The organism is Halorussus aquaticus, from assembly GCF_024218795.1.
GTDB classification, from domain to species: domain Archaea; phylum Halobacteriota; class Halobacteria; order Halobacteriales; family Haladaptataceae; genus Halorussus; species Halorussus aquaticus.
On record NZ_CP100400.1, the window covers coordinates 144,051 to 166,877 of the forward strand.

The following is a 22,827-nucleotide window of genomic DNA, read 5'->3' on the forward strand; positions in this document are numbered from 1 at the left end:
GGGCGATGGAATCACGGACTCACCGTCGGGTGCGGGTTCTGACCGCGAGTCGGACTCAGCGGTTCGCCGACTCGCCCGCGAGTTTCTCGGCGACGCTCTCCATCCCGTCGCTCCCCAGCGCCGAGCGCACCAGCAGATGGCCGCCGATGGTCGCGGGACTGATGACCGTGTCCGCGCCCGCCCGCTTGAGTTTGACCACGTTCTCGCGGTCGGTGGCGGCCGCCACGATGCGCACGTCCGGATTGAGTTGGCTTGCGGTCAGCACCGCCAACGCGTCCTCGGCGTCGTTGTTCGTGGCCGCGACGACGGCCCGGGCCTCCTCGATGCCGACCCGTCTGAGCGGGTCCTCGTCGCTGGGGTCGGCTTTCAGCACCTTGTATCCCCGGTCGGAGAGTTCGGTCGCGCGCTGTTGGTCGGGCGTGACGACGACGAACTCCACCTGTTCGTCGAGTTCGGTCAGTATCGGTTCGGTCAGGTCGCCGTAGCCGAGGACGACCACGTGGTCCTCGAGGAGTTCGAGTTGTGATTCTGTCATTCTTCCGAGTGCGGTCGCGAGGCGCGCTTCGATGGCGGGACCCAGCAGGGACGCGAGCGCGACGGCGAACGTCGTGGCACCGAGGACGACCACCGTCAGGCCGAACAGGCGGGCGGTCTGGGTCGCGGGCGCGGCGTCGCCGTAACCCACGGTACTGGCCGTCACGAGCGTGTAGTAGAACGCGTCCAACAGCGTGTTGACCCCGTTGAACTGGTCGGCCAGCGCGTACGTGCCCGCGGTTCCGTACACCAGTACGCCCACGAGCGCGGCCATGGCGGCCAGTTGAGTGGTCGTGAAATCGACCTCGCGGTCGAACCGGCGTCTCCCGACGACGACCACCGGGAGCGCGGCCGCCGAGAGGACGACCAGCGGGAGCGAGTAGGGACTCGACTGGACCAACCCCTGCGCCGCGGTCAGCGGCAGGAGCAGCACCGTCGAGTACCACGAGAGTCGGAGCCCCCGACGCATTCCGAGGGCGCTGGCGAGCATCAGGAATCCGGTCAGCGTCCCGGTGAACCCGGCGGTCTCCTTGGCCCACTGGGGAATCTGCCCGCCGAAGAGGCTCTGGGCCGACGCCGCGGTGAAGCCGATGCTGGAGATGCCGGTCGCTATCGAGAGAACCGCCACCGCCAACGTCAGCGTCACGGTGAGTCGAACGCCGATTCGGCGTCGCCACGTCGCCGCCTCCATACCGGTTCTGTCGCGGTCACCCCAAATAAACCGTCGGTACTCCGCGAGGACTCGTCGGCGGTCCGACAGTCGGTCGTCGCTCCGCCGCGCCGGACCGTCGGCGGTCCGGTGACCCCGCGTCGATAGTTCTTTGGGGATGGTCTGTCTGTCCGGAACGTACGAATGCTCCTCGTCCCGGACCTCCTCGTCGAACTCCTCCTCGGCATCTACATCGGAGTTCTGACCGCCGTCGTGCCCGCGCTGGTGGCGTGGTCGCTCGGATTCACGTTCAAGTACTTCACGGGCGTCACGATTCCCGGGTTCGGTGTGCTGGTGTTCGGGGTCGCCATCGCCGGGATTCAGGGCGGCCTGCTCGGCCTGCTCGACCCCCAGTTCGTGGCCTCGCCCACGGCGCTGGTGTCGGCGCTCGTCGTGATGATGGCGACGCTCTACGCCCACTCGCAGGGCGACAAGATGGGCGCGGAGTTCCCGCGTCGGTTCACCGTCCGGGGTCTCCGGGAGCGCGGCCTGTCCGCCGACGCGGTCGAGCGCGTGGGTCGGTTCGGACAAGTGCGGGTTCGGGTGGCGGGCGAGGTCGGCGACGTGGAGGGGTATCCGCCCCTCACCGACGACCTCAGGGCGACCCTGCGGGACGGCGAGTGGACCTTCCCCGCCGACCTCCCGCTGTCGGAACTCGAACTCCGCCTCGAAGAGCGACTCCGGACCGACCACGACCTCGCGGAGGTGTCGGCCAGCATCGACTCGCGCGGTCGGGCGACCGTCAGCGCGGCCCCGCCAGCGGGCGCGCTCTCGCGGCGCGTCCCGAAGGGCCAGCGCGCGGTCTCGGTGGACGCGCTGGTTCCGACGGGGCTTGCACGCAACGACGAGGTGACGGTCTCGACGGCCGAGGCGACGGTGGACGGCACCGTCCTGAGCGCCCGGTCCGGGGAGACCGCCTCGGCCCCGCCGACGAGTCGTCCGGCCGCGCCCGACGACGAATCGGACGAGGACCCCGACGCGAGCGTCGCGAGCGTGACCCCGACTGCGAGCGCGGGCGGTGCGCGGGCGACCGGCGGGGACGGCCGGGTGACCCTCGCCGTGTCGCGGCGCGACGCCGAGACCCTGCTCGGGACGGCGTCGGCCGACCTCCGGGTCCGCGCCCGAGGCACCCGTCGGGAGTTCGAACTCCTCTCGCTCCTCCGGCGCGACGGCAAGCGAATCCAGCGAATCGAACTGGCGGCGGGCGGTCCCCTCGACGGCGTGACGCTCGGCGGGGCGGCGCTGCGCGAGCGGTGGAGCGTCGCGGTGCTGGCGGTCCGGCGCGGCGGGACGTGGACGGTCGCGCCCCGCGGCACGACCGGACTCGCGGCGGGCGACGAACTCTACGTCGTCGGGTCCCGCGAGGCGCTGGACCGCTTCGAGGAAGTCGGTCGGAGTCCGACCGCGACGGAGGCGGGTCGGAGTTCGGGTGACGCGGCGACCGGTCGGCGTTCCGGCGACTCGGAGGTGAACCGATGAGTCTCCTCACCGCACTCGAACGCCCGGCGATGGCGGTCCTGCGCGTGGTCGGTCTCTCGCTGCTCGCCGGGGGCGTGGCCACCGTGGCGGGCGTGGGTTACCGGTCGTACACCCACGAAGAGATGCCGGAGGGATTGGCCGTGCTGGTCGGTATGGGCGTCGTGGGCGCGTGGCTGAACACCACCACGGCGCTCCGGCAGTTCCTCAGCACCGGGGAGGCCGGGCCGACCCCGGAAACCGCGCTCGTCAACGTCGCGGCGTTCGTCTTCGGTGCGGCGGCGGCCGCAATCGGCGCGCGGTCGGGCGCTCGCATCCTCGCGGGCGTGGTCGGCTACGACGCCGAGGTGAGTCGGTTCGTCGGGTCGGTGGGCCGGTTCGTCGCGGTCGAACTCCCCGAGGAAATCGAGGACATCGACGGCTACGAACCCCTCGACGCCGCGACGCGCGAGACCATCGCGGGCAAGACGCTCCGGTTCCCCCGGGGTCTCTCTCGCGCCGAACTCACCGAGCGCCTCGCCGAGCGACTCCGGGACGACTACGGGGCGGGTCACGTGGACGTGGAACTCGCCGACGACGGCACCGTCGAGTTCCTCGCGGTCGGGGGACGCGTGTCGGGACTCGGGCCGACGCTCGCGCCGGGGACGGTCGCGGTCGCGGTCCGGGCGGACCCGGCGTTCGGTGCCAGCGCGGGCGACTTCGTGCAGGTGTGGCGGCGTAACTCGTCGGCGGCGGGCGACGCGGACGCCGCCCCCGAGCGCGTCGCCACGGCCGAACTCCGGGCGGCGGTGGACGACGTGGCGACCCTCGCGCTGGACGCCGCCGACGCGGCCCGCCTCGACCGCGACACCGAGTATCGCCTCGTGACGCTCCCGGCGGAACTCCGCGCGGACCGGGAGTTCTCCGCGCGCCTCCGCGCGGCCGACGAGACGTTCGGCGCGGTCACCCTCACCGAAGCGAGTCCGCTGGTCGGCGCGCCGGTGGCGAGCATCGACGCGACGGTGGTCGCGGTGCGCGACGCGACGGGCGTGGAGACGATTCCGGCCGACGACCGCCGTCTCGCGCCCGGCGACACCCTCTACGTGGTCGGACGGCCCGACACGCTCCGACGCATCGAGGCCGCGGCGAGCGAGGCGACGCCGACCGAGAGCGAGGACGAGGCGGCGGTCTCCGGCCGGAAGTGAGCGATTCGCCCGTCCTCCCGCACGTTCGCGGTTTGCGGTGGTGCGGTTTTCCGTGACCTGCGTAGCCGACTCGTCTCCATCTCCGTCTCCCTTCGGGGAGCGATGGAACAAAGGCCGACCGACCCGAAGGTTCCGGCATGGAGTGGAAGTTGTTCGCCGACCTCGCCGAAATCGCGGGCGGGAAGCAGGTGGAAGTGGAGACCGGTCCCGGCGAGACGGTCGGCGCGGCGCTGGCGGAACTGGTCGCCGAACACCCGGACCTCGAGGCGCGCATCTACGACGATGACGGCGACCTGCGCGACCACATCAACGTCCTCCGGAATGGGACGAACGTCCACACCGAGGACGGACTCGACACCGAACTCGAAGACGGCGACGAACTCGCGCTGTTTCCCCCGGTCAGCGGCGGGTGACCCGGACCGGACCCAGTCGCCTCGCGCCCCCGGCGTAGGGAGCGCCTGAACTCCGGGAGGCGTCGCTTTCTCCCCGGGTCGTCGCAGCCAGAAGTTCTTAACGATGGGGTCCGTTACTCGTAACGGAGATGGGGTCGGGGGACTCCGGAAACGACACGCTCGACGAGTTGGTGCCAGAGCATCGCTCGCTCGACACGCTGATACCGGGCGACCGGGGCGCACCGTCGTCGCTCGGCGAGCGCGTCGCTCACTGGTTCCTCCTGCGGGGCGAGCGCGCCCACGTCACGCTGGTCCTGCTGGTCGCGGTCCTCGTCGTCCTGTTGGCGATGTCGGTCGTTCGACCGGTGGACGTGTACGCGCTGCTCAAGGACACGAACACGGTTCAGACGCTGTTCAACACGCTGTTGAGCGGCATGATTCTGCTGGTCTCGGTGGTCGTCTCCATCAACTCCATCGTCCTCTCCGAGGAGATAACCGACATCGAACACCAGCGCGAGCGAATCGACGCCTCGATTCAGTATCGCGGGCAGATAGAGCAGTTCATCGAGGGCGACGTGAGTCCGGCGCGTCCGGCCGAGTTCCTCCGGGCCATCCTCAAGATAATCGACCAGCAGTCCTCGACGCTCGCCGACATCGCGGCCCGGAGCGACGACGAGGAGTTCCGCAGGGAGGCCGAGACCTTCTCGGACAACATCACCGACGAGGCCGAGCGCGCGGGCGAGACGCTGACCGACGCCCAGTTCGGCACCTTCAGAGTCCTGCTCGCGGGGCTGAACTACGACTACTCGTGGCAACTCCACGTCGCCCGCCGGTTCCAGCGCAAGTACGGCGAGGGACTGGACGACGACGAGCAGGCGGCGATAGAGGACATCGTGGAGACGCTGAAGGTGTTCGCCACCGGCCGGGAGTACTTCAAGTCGCTGTACTACAAGCGCGAGTTCGCCCACCTGTCGAGCAGACTGCTGTACGTCTCGCTGCCCGCCATCATCGTCACCTCCTACGTCCTGCTGGCGCTCGACACCAACCTCTTCCCGCAGGTGTCGCTGTTCACGCTGTCGCCGCTGATGGTGTTCGTCAGCGTCGCCTACACCATCGCGCTCGTTCCGTACCTGATGCTCACCGCGTACGTCATCCGCGCGATGGCGGTGACGCTCCGGACGCTCGCCTCCGGTCCGTTCATCCTCGAACCGGGCGGCGAGTTCGAGGACTTCGACTGGGAGGAGGACGACGTGGAGGTGTCGGACCCGAACATCCCGACGGAACACGACGAGCGGACCGCCGACGAACGCACGGACGACGAACAGGAGGACGAACGGGCGGCCGAGAAAGAGCGCGCCGACGAGCGAACCGCCGAAGACGACTAGCGCGTGAGGTCCGCCGCCAGCACGAAGTCGGGTTCGTCGGAGACTTCGACCCGGCACAGCGCCGCGTCGCTGACCGCCCGTACCGTCTCGGGTATCAGCATCCGGACGCGGTCGGCCCCGCGCTCGGCGGCGTCGCGGGCGACGGCGTCGAACAGCGCGTCCGCGCTGGCCGCGTCCTCCCACGCACCCACGCCGTACTCGACCCACCGGTCGGTCTCGTCGCCGCCGTCGTCCGCGTCCTCGGCCGGGCGCTCGTACTCCCGGACCCTGTGGGTGAACCCTCTCGTCCCGTCGTCCTGCACGACGAACAGGCCCCCGTCGTCGGCCGCGGTCCGGAGGTGGTCGCGCGTGAGTTGGGAGACCGCCCACGTCTCCACGTCGTCGAGCGCGAGGCCCCGGAGGTGGTCGCGGGCGTCGCCGCCGGTCCAGAACCGCCACGCCGCCTCGGGGTCGGCGGTGATTTCGGCGTCGGGGTCGGCGTCCGGGTCGGGGTCGGGGAGCGCCCACCGGAACTCCGTGGCGGGGTCGTAGCCGGTCGCCCGCGACTGGCCGAGACCGGGGACGTTCCACGAGAACACCATGTTTCGCATCACGGTCGCGCCCTGCTTGCGCGCCCACGAGAACAGGTCTTCGGTCATGCGACTGGCGACGCCGCGCCCGCGGAACGCGGGGTTGACTCGCATCCCCTGTCCCCACGACTCCCAGTCCGAGAGTAGGACGCACTGGACGACGCCCGCGATGTCGTCGCCCGCGTCGGCGACCACGGTCCGGCGGTCGTCGCCGTCTATCCAGTCGTGGTAGATGTCCGGGATGTAGTCGCCGCCCTCTCGATCGGGCCACGTGTTCTGCGTGAACGCCGCTATCTCTTCGTAGTCCTCGTGGCGGGCCTCCCGCAACTGAATCGTCGCGCCCGTCATCTCACTCCCACGGGACCGACCGCTCGGTGATTTCGCCCGCGATTGGGGTCCGGACGGTCGCCTCGGGGTCGTCGCTGTTCGCCAGCGACCACATCAGTTTGACCTTCGCGGTGCCGGGGAGCATGTCCTCGCCCTCCACGACGCCCGCGTCGAGCAGGTCTCGGCCGGTGTCGTACACCCGGTCGCAGACCCGACCCTCGATGCACTGGCTGGTCATGACGACCGTGGTGCCCGAATCGACCAACTCCGCGATGCGGTCGGTCCACTCCGAGTGGACGTGACCCAGACCGGTGCCTTCGAGGACGAGTCCGGCCTTGCCCTCCGCGAGGTCGAGCACCGACTCGTCCGTGCCGGGCGTGAACTTCAGCAGTTCCACGTCGGACTCCAGTTCCGGCGCGATGTCGAGGTCGGTCTCGCCGCGCTCGGCGTAGTCGCGCCGGAAGCTAACCTCGGTCTCCTCGCCGCCGTACGCGACTTCGCCGAGGGGTTTCGCGCCGACCGTCTCGAAGGCGTCGCGGCGCGAGGTGTGGTTCTTCCGGACGCGGGTCCCGCGGTGGAGCGCGCACGCGTCGTCGCTCTCGGTCGCGTGCATGCAGACCATGACCTCCGCGGCGTCGGCCTTGGCGGCCTCGACGGCGCAGACCGCGTTCATCACGTTGTCCGAGGAGGGCCGGTCCGCGGACCGCTGGCTCCCCGTGAAGACGATGGGGACCGGCGTGTCGAGCATGAACGAGAGCGCGCTCGCGGTGAACTGCATCGTGTCGGTGCCGTGCATCACGACCACGCCGTCCGCGCCCGCCTCTATCTCCTCGCGGACGGCCTCCGCGAGGTCGCGCCACACGTCGGGGGTCATGTTCTCGCTGAGGATGTTGGCGACGACGCGCCCGCGGTAGTTCGCTCGGCCCGCGAGGTCCGGGACCGCCCGCAACACGTCCTCGGCGTCGAACTGCGCGGTCACCGCGCCGGTCCGGTAGTCCACCGTCGAGGCGATGGTGCCCCCGGTGGAGATGAGCGATATCGTCGGGAGGTCGGGGTCGAACTCGACCGCGGAGGACTCCTCGGTGTCACCCTCCTCGATGTCGTACACGTCGCTTTCGAGGACGTCCACGTCGGCGTCGGCCCTGTCGATACCGACGTTGTAGCCGCCCTCCAACTTGACGACGAGGTTCTGGCTCGTCGAGGAAGGGAGCAGTACGCCCTCGTAGGTCTGGTCGGCCCGCTGGACGCGGACGCGGTCGCCGGGATTCATACTACGAGGTACCGGCGCGCCGGACTTGAAACCATCTTTTCGAGTCCTATCCTCTATTTGTGGATGTGGTGTGTCAAGACCGTCCAACTATCTATTTACTGCAATACTTAACGATACGTATATGATGTAGAAAAATAGGATCGTTATCGCTCCTGCTATCGGGGAATGATACCCAAAATATTCGGTTAGTTTACCTATTACTCTAGAAGAAATAAGAAGAGATATGATGGTCGCTAAAACCACTACCTTTATTTTCAACCATTTACTACTGTAGTCGGTTACTTCTGATAGGTACTTAACTACTCCCATATCAGAACGGAACTATCTAATGAATATTAACGCTTCGGTAAGAATAAAAAGATAAGAATAGCTAGTTAAAATATTACGGGAGTGATTTGGGAACGACGTGTCCAGTAATGTCCGTCCACTGACTCATATTTTTCCAATCGTAATCCTTGTAGCCTCCGGTTACATAAGAATGAGTTACTGGAATACCACCCGGCCCGTTGTCAGCTTCTCGATACACCCAGCTAACATCGGAATGACGAGTTACCATTGCTAATCCGTAGCCCGAGAGAACCACAAGCGCCTTTATCTTAGCTTTAGTGTCGAGGAAAAGTGAAACGACTGCTCCTGCCGCGGTTAATCCCATGTCATTGATTTTTTCCTTAAAGTCAATACTCATTGTAAGCTTATGGTGACTGTCTGTCCCAAACTCACTACAGTAGCCAGTATAATCGATTGATATATGACCCTTATTTATCGCATCTATCCCTTTTGTGTAGACAAGGTCTTCTGCCTCTTGTGTAGTAATGAAGCTATCCTCGTTATTTAACAAGGATTTATAGATTTCTTCTGTTGTTTCCTTGATTCGATACTGGTTCTCTGATAACTGCGCCAGTGCGATAAAGTAGTCCGTCTTAACTACGTCTTGCTCTCTCTTTTCAACTGCTACAACGAATATCCCACCATTTCCATCGCTTTGAAGATTGCTGATCTTCTTTATGTTTTTGGTGGAGATAGAATTATACTCACTATTGGATGTATTTCCTGCATCTTCTTTTGCGCTTACTGGATTAACAAATCCTAGAGATGCCATTGAAACACCGATACCCCGTAGCGCACTTCGTCTGGTTCTTCTCCTCATTGCATTTATAATAATTTCCTAGCTCTTTAAATATATTTATATTCTAATAGCTATTAAATTCATACCATATATTGAAGTTATATGGGTTCCGGATGGTGTTTTAATCAATAGAGATATACTTGATATCAGTCGCCTCAGTATCTCACATACCCCTGTACGCCAAGCACTGCACGGGGAGCATCTTCTCCTAAAACCCTCCCTCGCCGGTCTGACAGCGTTCGGCGACGGCGCGCCGCGGACCGAATGGCAGCTCAAAAATACGTTAGAATAACTGTGTTCCATATTGTAATATAATTAATGTACCTGATTCTCGGGGACCGCGGTTCCTGACGTCCGTTCTCGCACTTCGTTCCGGGGATGGACCCCGAATGACCTCTCTAGAACTTCGTCGTCATCCTCAGCTACGCGGTCCTGTTTGTCGTCCGAATCCCCGTATTCGGTACGCCGCGACTTGCTGGCTGGCCGACCAGGACCACTCCGTCAAGACCGTCCGAGAAACGGTCTTGTGGACGACGAACTGTGACTACGACCGTCAGGACCTGCGGGACGCTCATGTCTTTACGGAACACCGTTGTCGTGGGATGGACCCCCGAACCCTCGTGCGGGCGCTAAAGCGGGAGGCCCAATAGATTACTCGCCAGGAGGTGTTCAAGTACACCATCCGCGAACCGGATGGTCGGAACCCCTCGGTCGGCCACGAACCCGTCGGCCAGTGGGTCAGTCGCCTCGTCGGTCCGTTCGTCGCCACGACCAATTGGAAGTAGTTTCACCGGACCGAGACCGAACGGAGCAATCTCCCGGTTCTGCTCGCCGTTCTCGGTCTCCTGGGCCTCCTGTTGTTCTTCACGGAAACCGCGGCGAACGGCGACGAACAGGGGTTGCTCGTCGGATTCGGACTCGTCGGCCTGCTCGGGACTAGTGAAGCGTACTAATTCAGCGGCCCTACGGCGGCGACCGTGGAATACGACTACCGCAAACGGTCGCGGGTCCTCCTGCGCGCCGAGGTCGGCGAGCGGACCTCCAACCCGGAGCATCTGCGGCTGTCGGCCAGCGACGTGAGCGTCGTCGTCTCCTAGGATATCAAGGCGCGAACGCTCGGTCGAAACGGGACCTCGAAGGTGCCTCTCTCCGAGTTCTCGGCGGAGCGATAGCAGCAACTCAGTTTGAACGTGACGCCGCTGGCGTCGGAGATAGAGTTCGGCGAATTTAACCCGGCGGTGCGAACGTGGCGGGACGTGCTGAACCCCAATCGGGCCGGACACACGCGCCGGTCTCGGTCCCCGAAAACGCTCCGATCGCTCGTTGACGAGGCGACGAGACCGCGGTGAGACCACGAACACGTCTCTACTTGGCGACCGCACGAGTAGCGGAGTCACGGAAAGACCCATTACCTCGGCCGTCTCACATTCCCGTATGCCCCAGCGCTCCGACCAGCGCACGCGCGACTCGGTCGCGGACGACTTCACCGACGTTCTCGGTGACGACTCCGCGGACGCCGAGTCCCAGTCGCCCGAAACGTCGTCGTTCCTCCAGCGCGCAAAACACCGCGCCGTCGGCTTCTTCTCGCCGCGCCTGTTCCTCTACACGCTCGTCCTGCTCGGCGGCGGGACGGTCGCCGGGAACGCTTTCATCCCGCTTCCGTTCCTCGACAACCTCGCGGGACTGCTCGGCGCGTTCGTCGCGGCGTTCGTCCTCGGACTGGCGGTCGAACGCTCGACCATCGTCGAATCGGCCGCTGCAGGTGCGGTCGCGGCGGGAATCACGGCGATGCTCGGCCACTTCGCGCTGACCGCCTTCGGCGGGATGGGCGTTCCGCTCGTGGCGTTCGGCGCGGGGACCGGTCTCGTGGCGGGCGCGCTCGGAGCCTACTTCGGCGGCGACCTCCGAGACGGCCTGACGACCGACATCTGACGCTTCGAGGAACCGCTTCGGTACGCGATAGTCGTCTCTGAGAACCTCACCACCAGCGTCCGCTCCTCGCTACTCTGCCAGAACCCACTCCCCGTCCTCGTCGCGGTCCAGAAAGCCGCGGTCGGCCAGTTCCGCGAGCGCCGGTTCGACGACGTGGCCGGGGGCTTCGACCGCCCGACACACCTCCTCGACGGTGGTCGCGCCGCCCGCGACGGCCGCCAGCACGTCCGCCCGGAGGCGGGCCTCCCCGTCGCCGTTCACCGCGTCGCCGAGTCGGTCCTGCACGTCGGTGATGCGGCCGTGGACCCACCGCTGGGCCAGCGACAGTTCGCGCTGGAGTTGCTGGAGTTCGTCGAGTTCCGCCGCGAGCGCGGTGGCCTCGCCGACCGTCTCGGTGTCCTCGTCGTCTTGGTCGTCGCTCTCGGTGACTTCGTCGCCGACCTCGGTGTCCCCCGCTTCGACCGGCCCGTCGTCGGTGTCTGCTTCGACTGCCCCCTCTCCGTCGGTTCCCGTCTCTGCGTCTTCTCCCGGTCCGTCCTCGTCGGAGTCGGCGTCGGACGAGTCGAGTTGGACGTTGAGCGAGACGTAGCGCCACCGACTCGCGTCGAGGTTCGTACTCGCCGGGTACGCGCTCTTCATGCCGAACTCGTAGGGCGAGACGCTCACCTCCAGTCGGAGGTTGCGCGAGATACTGAAGTACTTCCGTCGCTGGTCGTCGGTGCGACTCTCGACGAGACCGGCGTCCTCTAGCTTCCGGAGGTGGTCGATGACCGCCTTCGGGCTGACGCCGAGATACTCGCTAATCTCTGTGACGTAACAGGGTTTGCGCGAGAGCAGACGGAGGATGCGCCTGCGGTTCTCGTTCCCGAGGATGTCGAGTAGCTCGGCGGAGTCCATTCGCTATCCGGACTACGAATCGCGTACTCAAAAGCGTGTCTTTCGGTCGTGTCTGGGCCGCACGTCGCGTCAAGAAGGGTGGGCCGTACCGCGTCACGCCGTGGCCACGGTCAGTGCGCCGTCCGGAGTGACGGTTCCGGCGTCGAACGCGGTCTCGACGTGGCCGACGAATCCGGGGGCCGCCGTGGCTCCGCGGACCACCTCGCGGACCGTCGGCGAAGTGCCGGGGTCGACCGAGGGACCGTCGTCGGAACTCGCGTTTCCGACATCGGTACCGCCACTGGACGGGTTGCCGGTCTCGTCTCGGCCGCCCGCCGCGCCGTTTCCGTTGCCGTTACCCGCGCCCGCCGTGCCGTTTCCGTTGCCCGTGCCCGCCGTACCGTTTCCGTCACCGACACCGTTCCCGTTCCCGTTTCCGTTACCCGCGCCAGCCGTACCGTTTCCGTCACCGACGCCGTTCCCGTTTCCCACGTCGGTCCCGTTCCCGTCGCCATCGCTGATACCGACGCCGTTCCCGTTTCCGACACCGTTACCGTTGCCGACACTGCTGTTGTTGCCGACGTCAGTAGCGTTACCCGGGTCGCCCGGCGGACCGCGTTGGCCGTTTCCGACGCCGGGTCCGTTACCGACACCGGTCACGTTGCGGGCGACCGAGGCGATCTCGGGACCGGTCAGGTTGGCGGTCTCGGCCCGGAGCGTACCGAGGGTCTCGACGCTGGCGTTCACCTGTCTGGCGCGGGCCGTGGTCGTATCGATGGACGATTCGAGGGCGTTAATCTGGCCGATGAGGCGGCTAATCTTCGCCTTGTACGCGGTTTCGCTGACGTTGCCAGCCTCGCGCTCGGCGACGAGTTCGGCCTTCTGCTGCTTGAGGTCGCGCAGTTCCGAGCGGAGTTCGGAGGTTCGACGTTCGACCAGTCGAACCTGCTTGGACTCGTTCTCGGTGGCGTTGAACGACGCGGACCACATGCCGGTTTCGACTGCACCCCCGACTTCCGCGATACTCGACTGCATGAACGACGAGATGTCCGCACCCAGCGACGAGTTGTCGGTGGAGTTGTTCTCGGCGCGTTGGGCGTTCACGAGAACATCCGCTTCGGTCGCGTCGGTAGCGAGACTCCCCGACACCTGCACGTCCCCGTCTCCGACCGCGTCGATAGCGCGGGGTTCGACCGCGTCGATAGCGCGGGATTCGACCGCGTCGATAGTGCGGGCGTCGGCGTCACCGTCGAGACCAACTGCGGTCGCGTCGAATCCGTCGGGGGCGACTGCACCCGCCGGGACCGCGGCGGTCAGCGCACCGCCGACGACGAACAGCGCCAACAGGACGGCTCGGTAGGGGCTCATCGGTTGGTCCTATACTCCCGTGGCTTAAAAAGGGCGACATTCGTTCGCTCCGTTCACGGTGATTACTCCGACGGCCCAAATCGGTTCTTAGAGTTTAAAATCGGCTTAGAACCTGCCTACACGCTACCGTCGGCGCTCGAAAGTCGGCCGAACGCGCGGGCGGCGGCCGCGACCGCCAGCACGGAGAGCGCCACGGTCGCCGCGGGCAACAGTAGGCCGGGTTCGTACCGGAGCGGCGGGTGGAACCCGAACAGGTAGTCGATGGCGTCGTTCGCCAAGAGGGCCACGAGCGTGGTGGCCAGCGCCCCGCGGGTCGTCGCGCCGAAGTACGGCAGCAGGTACGCCTCGGCCACGAACCCGAGATGAGTCACGATGATGAACCAGTACGCCCAGAAGGCGTCGGGGTTCCACGGCGGTCCGAAGTACGCCGAGAAGCCGAGGTTCAGCGAGACGAACGTCCAGATACCGTACTTGACCAGCCACGCGAACGCCAGCGTGTGGAGGTAGGCCAGCGCGCGGTTCTGCGGTGCGTCGCCCAGCGAGCGACCGAGGTTCGGCAGGAGCGTGACCAGCGACAGCGTCACCAGAAACAGCGCGGCGGGCGAGTCGGCGTAGAACGGCCAGAGGTAGACGGGAACCTCGGGTAGCGTTTCGACGTAGAACTGCACGCCGACGAGTATCGCCAGCACGTTCACGACCAGCAACCACGCGAGATTGGGTCCGTCTTCGAGGTACCGACGCGCGTATCGCTCCAACGTCGCCATGCAGGGGACGCGGAGCGCCAGCGACTAAGGTCTTCCCGGACGAGTCGGGCGACGCAGCGGAAAGTCAGTCCAACGACTTGCGGGACAGCGGTCGGTCGAATCCAGTTTGGGGTGTTTCTGTGCGGTCTCCCGTCTCTGCGTTCTCGGTGGCTACTTTCATCGTCGACGTTGCTCTCTCGTCTCCTTCCTGTCTCCCTCCACGCCGGTGTCGGAACGCCCCGCTCCCGAAACAAGTCGAAACTCATTAAAAAGTGGAATTGCCCTACTATATAAATATTTACGTAACGTTTATGCCTACGTAGTGGTATATGACACCACGACCCATGTTCGAGGAGTTTTCGAGCGGCTACTACCTCGGTCGGTTGTACGTCCAACCGTCCGACCGGGAGGAGGCGGTCATGCGCCGTGACGAACACGAGCGCATCAACGAGCAGTTGTACACCTCTGGTGAGGGTATCGAACGACTCGACAGTCCGCTCGTGATGAAGGTAGACCAGCGACACGTCGCAGTCCACGGGGACGAGGGGATTCCCGAGGGAACGCTGGCGCTGCCCGAACGCCTCCTCGAAGACACCCGCGTCCGGAACCCGCCGACGCTCAAGGAGGTCCTACTGGCGAAAGCGGACCGCGCGGACCAACTGCTCCGCTATCAGGAGACGACGACCGGCGTCGGAACGTGAACCGCGACTAATTTTACGTACCCGAAAACAAATTTAAGTTCCGTAGCCGTAGACCCGTCTATGGCAAAATCGGTCCTCGAATCGAAGAACTCCCTGACCTACACCGAGATTCACGCCGCCATCCTCGGTGCGGTCGTCGGCGTCCTCGCTGGTTACGCTCACGGTATCGGTCGAACCGACGTGGCAATCGGGTTCGTCGCCGCCTTCGTCGCCGTGGCGCTGGGCCTGAAGTACTCCGGAAAGATACCGGCCGCCCAACGGACGGTTCGCCGGGAACCGTGGTACGCGCTCGCGGCGCTGTTGGTCGGCGGGTTACTCGGTTTCACTGTCGTTTGAACCCCGCCCAGGACGGAGCGGACGAAACGCGTCGCCGAGAACCACCAGTCGTCCGAAGGACTGCTTTCGGGCCGGGCGCACCGCGTCTCGCCGTCTCGGCCGCGTCGATGTGCTTCTCTCAGGGCGAGGTGAGACGAGTGGCCTCGTCGCGATACTGTTCGTACAGGTCGAGGCCCCACTCGACCGCCTCGTCGCCCGGGAGTCGTGCGAACACCGCGAGGTGTCCGTCGTCGGTCAACACCGCCACACCGACCGGCGGCGATAGCTCCTCGGCGACGAACAGTCGAACCGGAATCTCGCGGTCGGTCACGTAGACCTCTCCACCTTCGACGATGTCCGAGAACGCGTTCGGCGCGCAGCGTTTCAGGAGTTCCACGTCTGCCGTCTCTACGACGACGTTGATGGTCATCTCGCCCGAATCGAGTTTCCGAGCGAGAACGTCTAACTTCTCCGCCGAGACTATCGTCGGGAATCCCCTGACGCGGTCGGCCGCACGCACCCAGTCGAAGAGCGTTTCGAGGGGTGCGTACGGGTTGTCGGTCATGTCCACGATGTCGGCGTCCACGAGGGCGCGGGACGGCGGGTGGTGTTCGCTCGGAAGCGACCGCAGAAGCGGTTTCGCGTCGTAGAGCCGCGCCGAGACGCGACTCGTGTAGCAGAGCAGTCGGGCGAGTTGCTCGCCCAACGGCGTGAGTTCGTACCCCTCGTCCGTTCGTCGGACCACGTCGTATTCGATGAGTTCGGTCGCCCAGTTGTAGACCGTCGACTTCGAGACGCCCATCTCCCGGGCGAGCGTCGGCTTGTACTTCGGACCGTCGCGTAACATCTCGACTAACTCCTCGGCTTTCGCCATCGTCCGAATCAAGTCGTCTGTGGATGGCCCGGACGGTGTCACCCCTTTTTCCCGCGGGCCACGTTCCTCGAACATACAACCATAACGAATTAGGTTCAAATAAGGTTTTGTAAGATGAGGAATTTTACAACTTTTGTAGTTGCACGGGGCTACAGGGTCGCAACGAACTGCAGTGGGGAGCAGACCGTTGATATATTATTTCACCGGATAAATATATGGATGAAATGTTTGGTCGAAATCAAGATTCCGACGAGACGGAGCGACGGACCGGACGACGGTCGATTCTCAAGGCGAGTGCGGTCGGTCTCGCGACGGTAGCCACGAGCGGAACCGCCGTGACGGCCGCTCGCAACAGGTCGAACGAGGCCTCCGACGTTCACGCCGCCACCGGCAACGTGAACAGCCCCGTCTCGGAACGACAGCGCCGAACCGTGCGCGAGCGAGCAGTCGCCGACTACGAGCGCAACACCGGCGACACCGTAGACGCGGTCCCGGCAGCGCGACCCGAGGCGGGTGGGGAAGGGCCGGACTCGTCCGAAGAGGGAACCGTCGTCGCGTACGCGTACGGAGTCGATGCCGACGGCGTCGGCCGTTCGTACGTCGGTCTGGCGAGCGAATCCGAGACGGCGCGGGCACAGGCCACCGAAGGCCGAACCGGACCCCGTGCGGAGGACCTGATTCACGACCGCTTCGAGAACCGAGTCGGCGACATCTCCCGGAGACTCGAAGCGTCCGACGCCGACGTTACTACCCAGAGCGTCGGCGGGACCGTCAACGACGTGGAGAACATGGAACAGGTGTACAACACCCAGATAGAGTACGCCAACGACCCGTACGGCGTGGTCAGTTCCACGTATTACTGGCTCCAAGACACGGCGGGCAACGAGGAGGGGTCGCTCCACGGACTCCACTCGCCGACGACCATCGAGCCGGGCTACCGGGCCTTCGGTAGCTCGTGGAAGAACGAGAAGGCGTGGAACAAACACCGCTGGGACGAGACCCAGATGGCGTGGCACGACGTCGGCGACGGCTTCTGGAAACCCGCGGGGCCGAGCGACGGCGGTAGCGTGAGTACCTCCTACAGCATCAGCGCGACCCTCGGGTGGAGTCCCGGCATCACCTTCGGCGTCAACTGGAGCTACAGCGAACCCGCCATGGAGCGGACCGACCAGTCCTCCCAGTACAACGGCTACTGTCAGTGGAAGTGGGACGTGCAGGACAAGTGTGACGGCTCGGTTCGAAAGAGTACGCTCGCCATGCAGCCGACGAGCACGTGCGACATGGAGGATCACGACCCGAGCATGGGCGACAAGGACATCAGCAAGGCCGAGGTCAGAGGTCGGTTCACCGAGGACTGCGACGGGTGGCACGAGCAGTGGACCTCGACGACGTTCTACAAGGACACCTGAGTCCGCGAGGACCGTTCCTCGCGTCGGGGCCTCGGTTACCTGCCCCAGTCGCGGGTCCGCTTGGGCCGGTCGCCGACCGGTTTCACGTCGAGCGGTTCGTCCTTGGCCGCCAGCGCTTCCAGCGCGGCGGCGGCGCTCGCCTCGGTCGAGAAGTACGTGATCTCCTCCTCGACTGCGGTTTCGAGGGCGTCGCGGTTCCGGGTCACGAGCAGGTCCACTTCGCCGCGCTGAATCGCGGTGGTCAGGTCGTCGAACTCCGCGACGTCGTAGTACTCCTCGAACCCGTCCACACTGAGGTCCACGACTGCGGTTCCGCCCTCGGGAATCGGCTTGCCGGTCGAGTCCTGAGCCTTGTCGTAGGCCTTGCCGAAGGTGTCGGCGGTGCCCATGACCTCGCCCGTGGACTTCATCTCCGGGCCGAGACGGGGGTCGCTCCCCGGCAGGCGGTCGAAGGGGAGGACGACCTCCTTGACGCTGACCTGCTCGGGAATCTGCTCCTGTGCTTCGAGGTCGGCCAGCGACTCGCCCGCCATCACCTTCGCGGCGAGTTTGGCGATGGGGACGCCGGTCGCCTTCGAGACGAACGGGACCGTCCGCGAGGAGCGCGGGTTGGCTTCGAGGACGTACACCTCGCCGTCCTGCACCGCGAGTTGGACGTTCAGCAGGCCCACGGTGTCGAGCGCCACCGCGATGTCCTCGACGACTTCGCGGACCCGACCCAGCGTCTCGTCGTCCAGCGCGCGGGTCGGAATCATGCAGGCCGAGTCGCCGGAGTGGACCCCGGCGGACTCGACGTGTTCCATCACGCCGCCGATTAGCACGTCGTCGCCATCCGCCACGGCGTCCACGTCGAGTTCGACCGCGTCCGCGAGGAACTCGTCCACGAGGATGGGCTTGTCGGGCGAGACCCTGACGGCCTCCTCGATGTACTCCTTGAGTTCCTCGTCGTCGTGGACCACGTCCATCGCCCGGCCGCCCAGCACGTAGGAGGGACGGACCAGCACCGGGTAGCCGATGTCGTGAGCGAGGTCGAGGGCCTCGGCCTCGCTGGTCGCGGTGCCGCCCTCGGGTTGGGCGATGCCGAGGTCGTCCATCAGGCGGTTGAACCGGTCGCGGTCCTCCGCGAGGTCCATCGCCTCGACCGTGGTGCCCAGAATCTCGCAGTCGAGACCCCGGCGCTCGATTTCGGTTTCGAGCGGTTCGCCGATGTCCACCGAGGTCTGGCCGCCGAACTGGACCATCACGCCGTCGGCGTTGGTTGTCTCGATGACGTCCGCGACTTCCTCGGCCGTAATCGGCTCGAAGAACAGGCCGTCGGAGGTGTCGTAGTCTGTCGAGACCGTCTCGGGGTTGTTGTTCACCACGTGGGCCTCGATGCCCTGCTCGCGGAGCGCGCGGACCGCGTGGACCGAGCAGTAGTCGAACTCGACGCCCTGTCCGATGCGGATGGGACCGCCGCCGACCACGACGACGCTCTCGACGTCCCTGTCTACCTGCACCTCGTCGCGGCCGAGTCCCGCGCCGGGACTGCGCGAGGAGTAGTAGTACGGCGTCGAAGCCGCGAACTCGCCCGCACAGGTGTCCACCTGCTTGAAGTCGCGCTCGGGCGCGGTGGCCTCCACGTCGTCGATGGTCGCGCTGGCGCCGCTCGAACTCCGCGGGGCGGCGTTCGCCGCGCTCTCGGTTTCGCCGCCTGCGACCGCGGCGACCTGCTGGTTCGTGAAGCCGGTCTCGGCCGCCCGCTCGAAGTTCCCTTCCTGAGCGGCGACGACGGCCTCGGCGACGTTCTCGTAGCGCTCGACGTACCACTCGTAGATGCCGGTCAGGTCCACCACGTCCTCGACGGTGTAGCCGCGCTCGAACGCCTCGAACATGGCGTACGGGCGGTCGGGCGTCGGCGCTTCGAGGTAGTCGGTTTCGAGGGTCTCGTCGTCGACCTCGGCCCAGTCCACGCCGGGTTCGTACTCCGAGGAGCGCAGGGCCTTGAGGAGCGACTCCTCGAAGGTCCGGCCGATGGCCATCGCCTCGCCGGTCGATTTCATCGCGGTACCGAGTTCGAAGTCCACGTCCGGGAACTTGTCCTTGGGCCAGCGCGGGACCTTCGTGACCACGTAGTCGATGGCCGGTTCGAAGGCCGCGGTGGTCTGGCCGGTAATCTCGTTCTCTATCTCGTGGAGGCGCTTGCCGAGCGCGACCTTCGCGGTCACGCGGGCGATGGGGTAGCCGGTCGCCTTCGAGGCGAGCGCGGAAGACCGGGAGACGCGGGGATTGACCTCCACGACGCGGTACTCCCCGCCGGGGGTGCCGTCGTCGCGCCACGCGAACTGGATGTTACACCCGCCCTGAATCCCCAAGTCGCGGATGACTTCGAGCGCGGCGTCGCGCATCTCTTGGTGGCCGTCGTCCGGGATGACCTGCGAGGGCGTCACGACCGTGGACTCGCCGGTGTGGATGCCCATCGGGTCGATGTTCTCCATGTTGCAGATGATGATGGTCGAGTCGCCCGCGTCGCGCATGACCTCGTACTCCAGTTCGACCCATCCGGCGATGGACTCGGTGATGAGGACCTCGCTGTTGCGCGAGAGGCGCAGGCCCTTGCGGACGCGCTCGACGAGTTCGTCCATGTCGGAGACGACGCCCGACCCCGACCCGCCGAGGGTGTAGGTCGTCCGGGCGATAACGGGCAGACCGCCGACTTCCTCGACCGCGGCCTCGACGCGTTCGCGGAGGTCGTCCTCGGTCAACTCGGCGACCGTCTCGCCCTCGTCGTCGCCGTCGCCGTCGTTCAGCGAGATGGTGGTCGAGCGCGCGACGGGTTGGTCCAGTTCGTGCATGCGCTGGCGGAACAGGTCGCGGTCCTCGGTGGCGTAGATGGTCTCCAGCGGCGTGCCCATGATGTCCACGTCGTACTCCTCCAAGACGCCCTCCTCGGAGAGTTCCGCGGTGACGTTCAGGCCGGTCTGGCCGCCCAGTCCCGCGATGACGCCGTCCGGCTTCTCCTTCCGGATAATCTCGGCGATGGCCTCGGTCGTGATGGGTTCGATGTACACCTCGTCGGCCATCTCCGGGTCGGTCATGATGGTCGCCGGATTCGAGTTGACCAGCACGACTCGCGCACCCTCCTCCTGTAGCGCACGGCAGGCCTGCGCGCCGGAGTAGTCGAACTCTGCGGCCTGTCCGATCTGGATCGGTCCGCTACCGATGAGCAGGATGGTCCGTCCGTCGCCTGCGTTGTCGTCGGTCATTGGTTGGTAGTGTGGAGTTCGCTCATCGTAATAAATCCGGCGATGGATTACGACTTCCGAAACGAGATTTCGAAATTCGAATTTGGCACCGGTTCCCACGCGCCGCGACGGTCCGAGACCGCGTCTCGGCGAGACGGACTCGGGAGAAGCGGAGAGACGGACGCCCTGACTGTCGTCGAGAGCGAACCCTGAGAAACGGGGGCGAATAGCACACCCTCCGACGACCACAACCGCTTTGACTGCCCAGTCAGTCAGTTACGGTAGTTACTCGATTCGCATGTCGGACGAATCCCCCACCGACGACATCATGGAGGCGACCTACAGGGCGCTCTGCAGACACGGCTACGCGGACGTGACGATGGAGGACATCGCCGCCGAGTCCGAGAAGAGCAAGTCCGCGTTCCACTACCACTACGACAGCAAGCACGCCCTGCTGCTCGCGTTCCTCGACGACCTGCTGGAGTCGTTCACCGCGCGGCTCGACGCGGTCGAGGGCGAGACGCCGCGCGACCGCCTGCTCGGCATTCTCGACGCGGTACTCGAATCGTCGGCGGAGTCCCCGAACCGGGAGTTCAAGACCGCTGTGCTGGAGATGAAGGCGCAGGGTCCCTACGACGAGGCGTTCCGCGCTCGCCTCGACGACTTCGACCGGGCGCTCCGCGACCGCTTCGCCGCGGTCCTCGCGGCGGGCGTCGATTCGGGCGACTTCCGGGCGGACCTCGACGCCGAGGAGACGGCGGACTTCCTCGTGACGGTCTGCAACGGCGCGCAGACCCGCAGCGTCGCGGTCGGTCGGTCCACCGAACGGACCCGGCGCACGCTCGAACGCTACGTCGAGTCGAACGTACTCGCCACCGATTCCTTCGCGGAGGCCGAACGGTGAGCGTCCGCGACCGACTCGCGCAGACGCGACGGCTCCTCGCGCGTGCGTTCGACCAAGAGAGCCTCGACCTCACGGAGGGCGGCATCGCACAACCGCTCGTCCTGCTCTCGATTCCCATCGTCGTCACCAACCTGTTCCAGACCGCGTACAACCTCGCCGACACCTTCTGGGTCGGTCAGTACAGTACCGAAGCGCTCGCGGCCATCAGCTTCGGGTTCCCGATGGTGTTCCTGCTCATCTCGCTGGGGATGGGGCTGTCGGTCGCGGGCAGCGTCATGGTCGCCCAGAACGTCGGCGCGGGCAACGAACGCGACGCCGAGTACGCCGCGTCCCAGACCGTCGCGTTCGCCGTCGTCGTCTCGATACTGCTGGGGGTCGCCGGGTACTTCGTCGTCGACGACCTCCTGCTGTTCTTCGGGGCCGAACCCGACGTCTACCCGCTGGCGGTCGCCTACATGCGGGTCATCTCGCTCGGATTGGTGTTCATGTTCGGCTTCCTGATGTTCATCTCGCTGATGCGGGGCTACGGCGACACCGTGACGCCGATGGTCGTGATGTTCTTCTCGGTCCTGCTCAACATCGTCCTCGACCCGTTCCTCATCTTCGGCTGGTGGGTGTTCCCGCGGATGGGTCTCGAAGGCGCGGCGTACGCCACCATCTTCTCGCGCGCGCTCGCCTTCGTGGCCGGACTCGGTATCATGTTCGCCGGAATCCGCGGCGTCGAAATCAACCTCCGAGACATGCGGCCCAACTTCGAGTTCGCCAAGCGGATCGTCCGCATCGGTCTCCCGGCGTCGGTGGAGGGCACCGGCCGCGCGCTCTCCATCAACCTCATGCTGCTGGTCGTGGGGATGTTCTCGACGCCGGTCGTCGCGGCGTTCGGTATCGGCACGAGGGTGCTCTCGGTCGTCTTCATGCCCGCCATCGCGGTCGCGCGCGGCGTCGAGACCATGTCCGGCCAGAACGTCGGCGCGAACAACTACGACCGCGCGGCCGCGACGAGCCTGTTCGCCGCGAAGGCGATGTTCGTCGTCCTCTCGGCGGTCGGCGTCGTCGGCTGGCTCTGGGCCGAACCCATCGTCGGGGTGTTCACCACCGACGCGGACGTGGTTGCCATCGGCGCGACATTCATGCGCTACGTCGCGCCGACCTTCGGCTTCATGGGTATCATGCGCGCCTACAACGGGAGTTTCCGCGGCGCGGGCAAGACGCTCACTGCCGCCGCCATCTCGGTGGGGGCGTTCGGCGTCCTCCGCCTCCCGCTGGCGTGGTTCGGCGCGCGAGCGCTCGGGTCCGACGGCATCTGGCTCTCGTTCGCCCTCACGAACGTCGTGGGCGCGTCGGTCGCGTACGTCTGGTTCCAGCGCGGGACGTGGCGCGACGCCGACCTCACTCGCGGACCCGGACCCGCCCCGGGCGACGACTGACTGACGACTGACGGTCGGTTCGCCCGGCGTCACGCTGCGCGAACTGCGGCGAACTATCGAAGACGGTTTTACCTACCCCCCG

General features: G+C 65.7%; 19 protein-coding genes. 10 read left to right on the forward strand and 9 right to left on the reverse strand.

Annotated features, from left to right (window positions below; genetic code table 11):
• Positions 1 to 55 precede the first annotated feature (55 nt).
• Positions 56 to 1,225 carry an NAD-binding protein gene (locus NGM06_RS00730; RefSeq protein ID WP_254268465.1) on the reverse strand — a complete coding sequence of 390 codons (1,170 nt, stop codon included), beginning with the start codon at positions 1,223 to 1,225 and terminating at the stop codon, positions 56 to 58.
• A gap of 162 nt (positions 1,226 to 1,387) precedes the next feature.
• Here NGM06_RS00730 and NGM06_RS00735 point away from each other — a divergent pair, with 162 nt between their 5' ends.
• The 4 genes from NGM06_RS00735 (at position 1,388) to NGM06_RS00750 (ending at position 5,680) form a co-directional block, all read left to right on the forward strand.
• Positions 1,388 to 2,722: a potassium channel family protein gene (locus NGM06_RS00735; protein WP_254268466.1), complete on the forward strand. Its 1,335-nt coding sequence runs from the start codon at positions 1,388 to 1,390 to the stop codon at positions 2,720 to 2,722.
• Positions 2,719 to 3,903, forward strand: a complete 1,185-nt coding sequence (locus tag NGM06_RS00740) for a TrkA C-terminal domain-containing protein (protein ID WP_254268467.1) — start codon at positions 2,719 to 2,721, stop codon at positions 3,901 to 3,903. The genes NGM06_RS00735 and NGM06_RS00740 overlap by 4 nt, the downstream gene beginning before the upstream one ends.
• A gap of 137 nt (positions 3,904 to 4,040) precedes the next feature.
• On the forward strand, positions 4,041 to 4,316 hold the full coding sequence (locus NGM06_RS00745; protein WP_254268468.1) for a ubiquitin-like small modifier protein 1: 276 nt from the start codon (positions 4,041 to 4,043) through the stop codon (positions 4,314 to 4,316).
• Positions 4,317 to 4,444: 128 nt separating this feature from the next.
• Entirely contained in the window at positions 4,445 to 5,680 is a 1,236-nt protein-coding gene (locus tag NGM06_RS00750) for a DUF7972 family membrane protein (protein WP_254268469.1), read from the forward strand.
• On the opposite strand, the gene NGM06_RS00755 is transcribed toward NGM06_RS00750, so the two are convergent.
• The 3 genes from NGM06_RS00755 to NGM06_RS00765 form a co-directional block, all read right to left on the reverse strand.
• The gene (locus tag NGM06_RS00755) at positions 5,677 to 6,597 is read right to left on the reverse strand and encodes a GNAT family N-acetyltransferase (protein WP_254268470.1); all 921 of its coding nucleotides are present in this window, start codon (positions 6,595 to 6,597) and stop codon (positions 5,677 to 5,679) included. The genes NGM06_RS00750 and NGM06_RS00755 overlap by 4 nt on opposite strands.
• Before the next feature lies 1 nt (position 6,598).
• Positions 6,599 to 7,846 (reverse strand): Glu-tRNA(Gln) amidotransferase subunit GatD, encoded by a 1,248-nt coding sequence (gene gatD, locus NGM06_RS00760; protein ID WP_254268471.1) that lies wholly within the window; start codon positions 7,844 to 7,846, stop codon positions 6,599 to 6,601.
• A gap of 382 nt (positions 7,847 to 8,228) precedes the next feature.
• Positions 8,229 to 8,993: a hypothetical protein gene (locus NGM06_RS00765; RefSeq protein WP_254268472.1), complete on the reverse strand. Its 765-nt coding sequence runs from the start codon at positions 8,991 to 8,993 to the stop codon at positions 8,229 to 8,231.
• Between the two features lie 1,413 nt (positions 8,994 to 10,406).
• On the opposite strand from NGM06_RS00765, the gene NGM06_RS00770 reads away from it, so the two are divergent.
• Entirely contained in the window at positions 10,407 to 10,904 is a 498-nt protein-coding gene (locus NGM06_RS00770) for a DUF8526 domain-containing protein (RefSeq protein WP_254268473.1), read from the forward strand.
• A 69-nt stretch (positions 10,905 to 10,973) separates the two neighbouring features.
• Here the strand turns inward: NGM06_RS00770 and NGM06_RS00775 are convergent, their stop codons facing one another.
• The 3 genes from NGM06_RS00775 to NGM06_RS00785 form a co-directional block, all read right to left on the reverse strand.
• Complete coding sequence (locus tag NGM06_RS00775; protein WP_254268474.1) at positions 10,974 to 11,801, reverse strand: ArsR/SmtB family transcription factor; 828 nt, start codon at positions 11,799 to 11,801, stop codon at positions 10,974 to 10,976.
• A 93-nt stretch (positions 11,802 to 11,894) separates the two neighbouring features.
• Positions 11,895 to 13,148, reverse strand: coding sequence for a kinetochore protein SPC24 (locus tag NGM06_RS00780; protein ID WP_254268475.1), 1,254 nt, complete (start codon positions 13,146 to 13,148; stop codon positions 11,895 to 11,897).
• 116 nt (positions 13,149 to 13,264) lie between these two features.
• Positions 13,265 to 13,912, reverse strand: a complete 648-nt coding sequence (locus NGM06_RS00785; RefSeq protein ID WP_254268476.1) for a DUF1405 domain-containing protein — start codon at positions 13,910 to 13,912, stop codon at positions 13,265 to 13,267.
• Between the two features lie 323 nt (positions 13,913 to 14,235).
• On the opposite strand from NGM06_RS00785, the gene NGM06_RS00790 reads away from it, so the two are divergent.
• Positions 14,236 to 14,592: a DUF5802 family protein gene (locus tag NGM06_RS00790; RefSeq protein WP_254268477.1), complete on the forward strand. Its 357-nt coding sequence runs from the start codon at positions 14,236 to 14,238 to the stop codon at positions 14,590 to 14,592.
• Between the two features lie 60 nt (positions 14,593 to 14,652).
• Positions 14,653 to 14,928 carry a hypothetical protein gene (locus NGM06_RS00795; RefSeq protein ID WP_254268478.1) on the forward strand — a complete coding sequence of 92 codons (276 nt, stop codon included), beginning with the start codon at positions 14,653 to 14,655 and terminating at the stop codon, positions 14,926 to 14,928.
• 118 nt (positions 14,929 to 15,046) lie between these two features.
• On the opposite strand, the gene NGM06_RS00800 is transcribed toward NGM06_RS00795, so the two are convergent.
• Positions 15,047 to 15,856: a helix-turn-helix transcriptional regulator gene (locus NGM06_RS00800; protein WP_254268479.1), complete on the reverse strand. Its 810-nt coding sequence runs from the start codon at positions 15,854 to 15,856 to the stop codon at positions 15,047 to 15,049.
• Positions 15,857 to 16,005: 149 nt separating this feature from the next.
• Here NGM06_RS00800 and NGM06_RS00805 point away from each other — a divergent pair, with 149 nt between their 5' ends.
• Positions 16,006 to 17,190 carry a hypothetical protein gene (locus NGM06_RS00805; RefSeq protein WP_254268480.1) on the forward strand — a complete coding sequence of 395 codons (1,185 nt, stop codon included), beginning with the start codon at positions 16,006 to 16,008 and terminating at the stop codon, positions 17,188 to 17,190.
• Positions 17,191 to 17,225: 35 nt separating this feature from the next.
• Here NGM06_RS00805 and carB read toward each other — a convergent pair whose 3' ends face one another.
• Positions 17,226 to 20,435: a carbamoyl-phosphate synthase large subunit gene (gene carB / locus NGM06_RS00810; RefSeq protein WP_254268481.1), complete on the reverse strand. Its 3,210-nt coding sequence runs from the start codon at positions 20,433 to 20,435 to the stop codon at positions 17,226 to 17,228.
• Positions 20,436 to 20,712: 277 nt separating this feature from the next.
• Between carB and NGM06_RS00815 the strand changes: the two genes are divergently transcribed.
• The gene (locus NGM06_RS00815) at positions 20,713 to 21,318 is read left to right on the forward strand and encodes a TetR/AcrR family transcriptional regulator (protein WP_254268482.1); all 606 of its coding nucleotides are present in this window, start codon (positions 20,713 to 20,715) and stop codon (positions 21,316 to 21,318) included.
• Positions 21,315 to 22,745 (forward strand): MATE family efflux transporter, encoded by a 1,431-nt coding sequence (locus NGM06_RS00820; protein ID WP_254268483.1) that lies wholly within the window; start codon positions 21,315 to 21,317, stop codon positions 22,743 to 22,745. The genes NGM06_RS00815 and NGM06_RS00820 overlap by 4 nt, the downstream gene beginning before the upstream one ends.
• Positions 22,746 to 22,827: the final 82 nt, after the last annotated feature.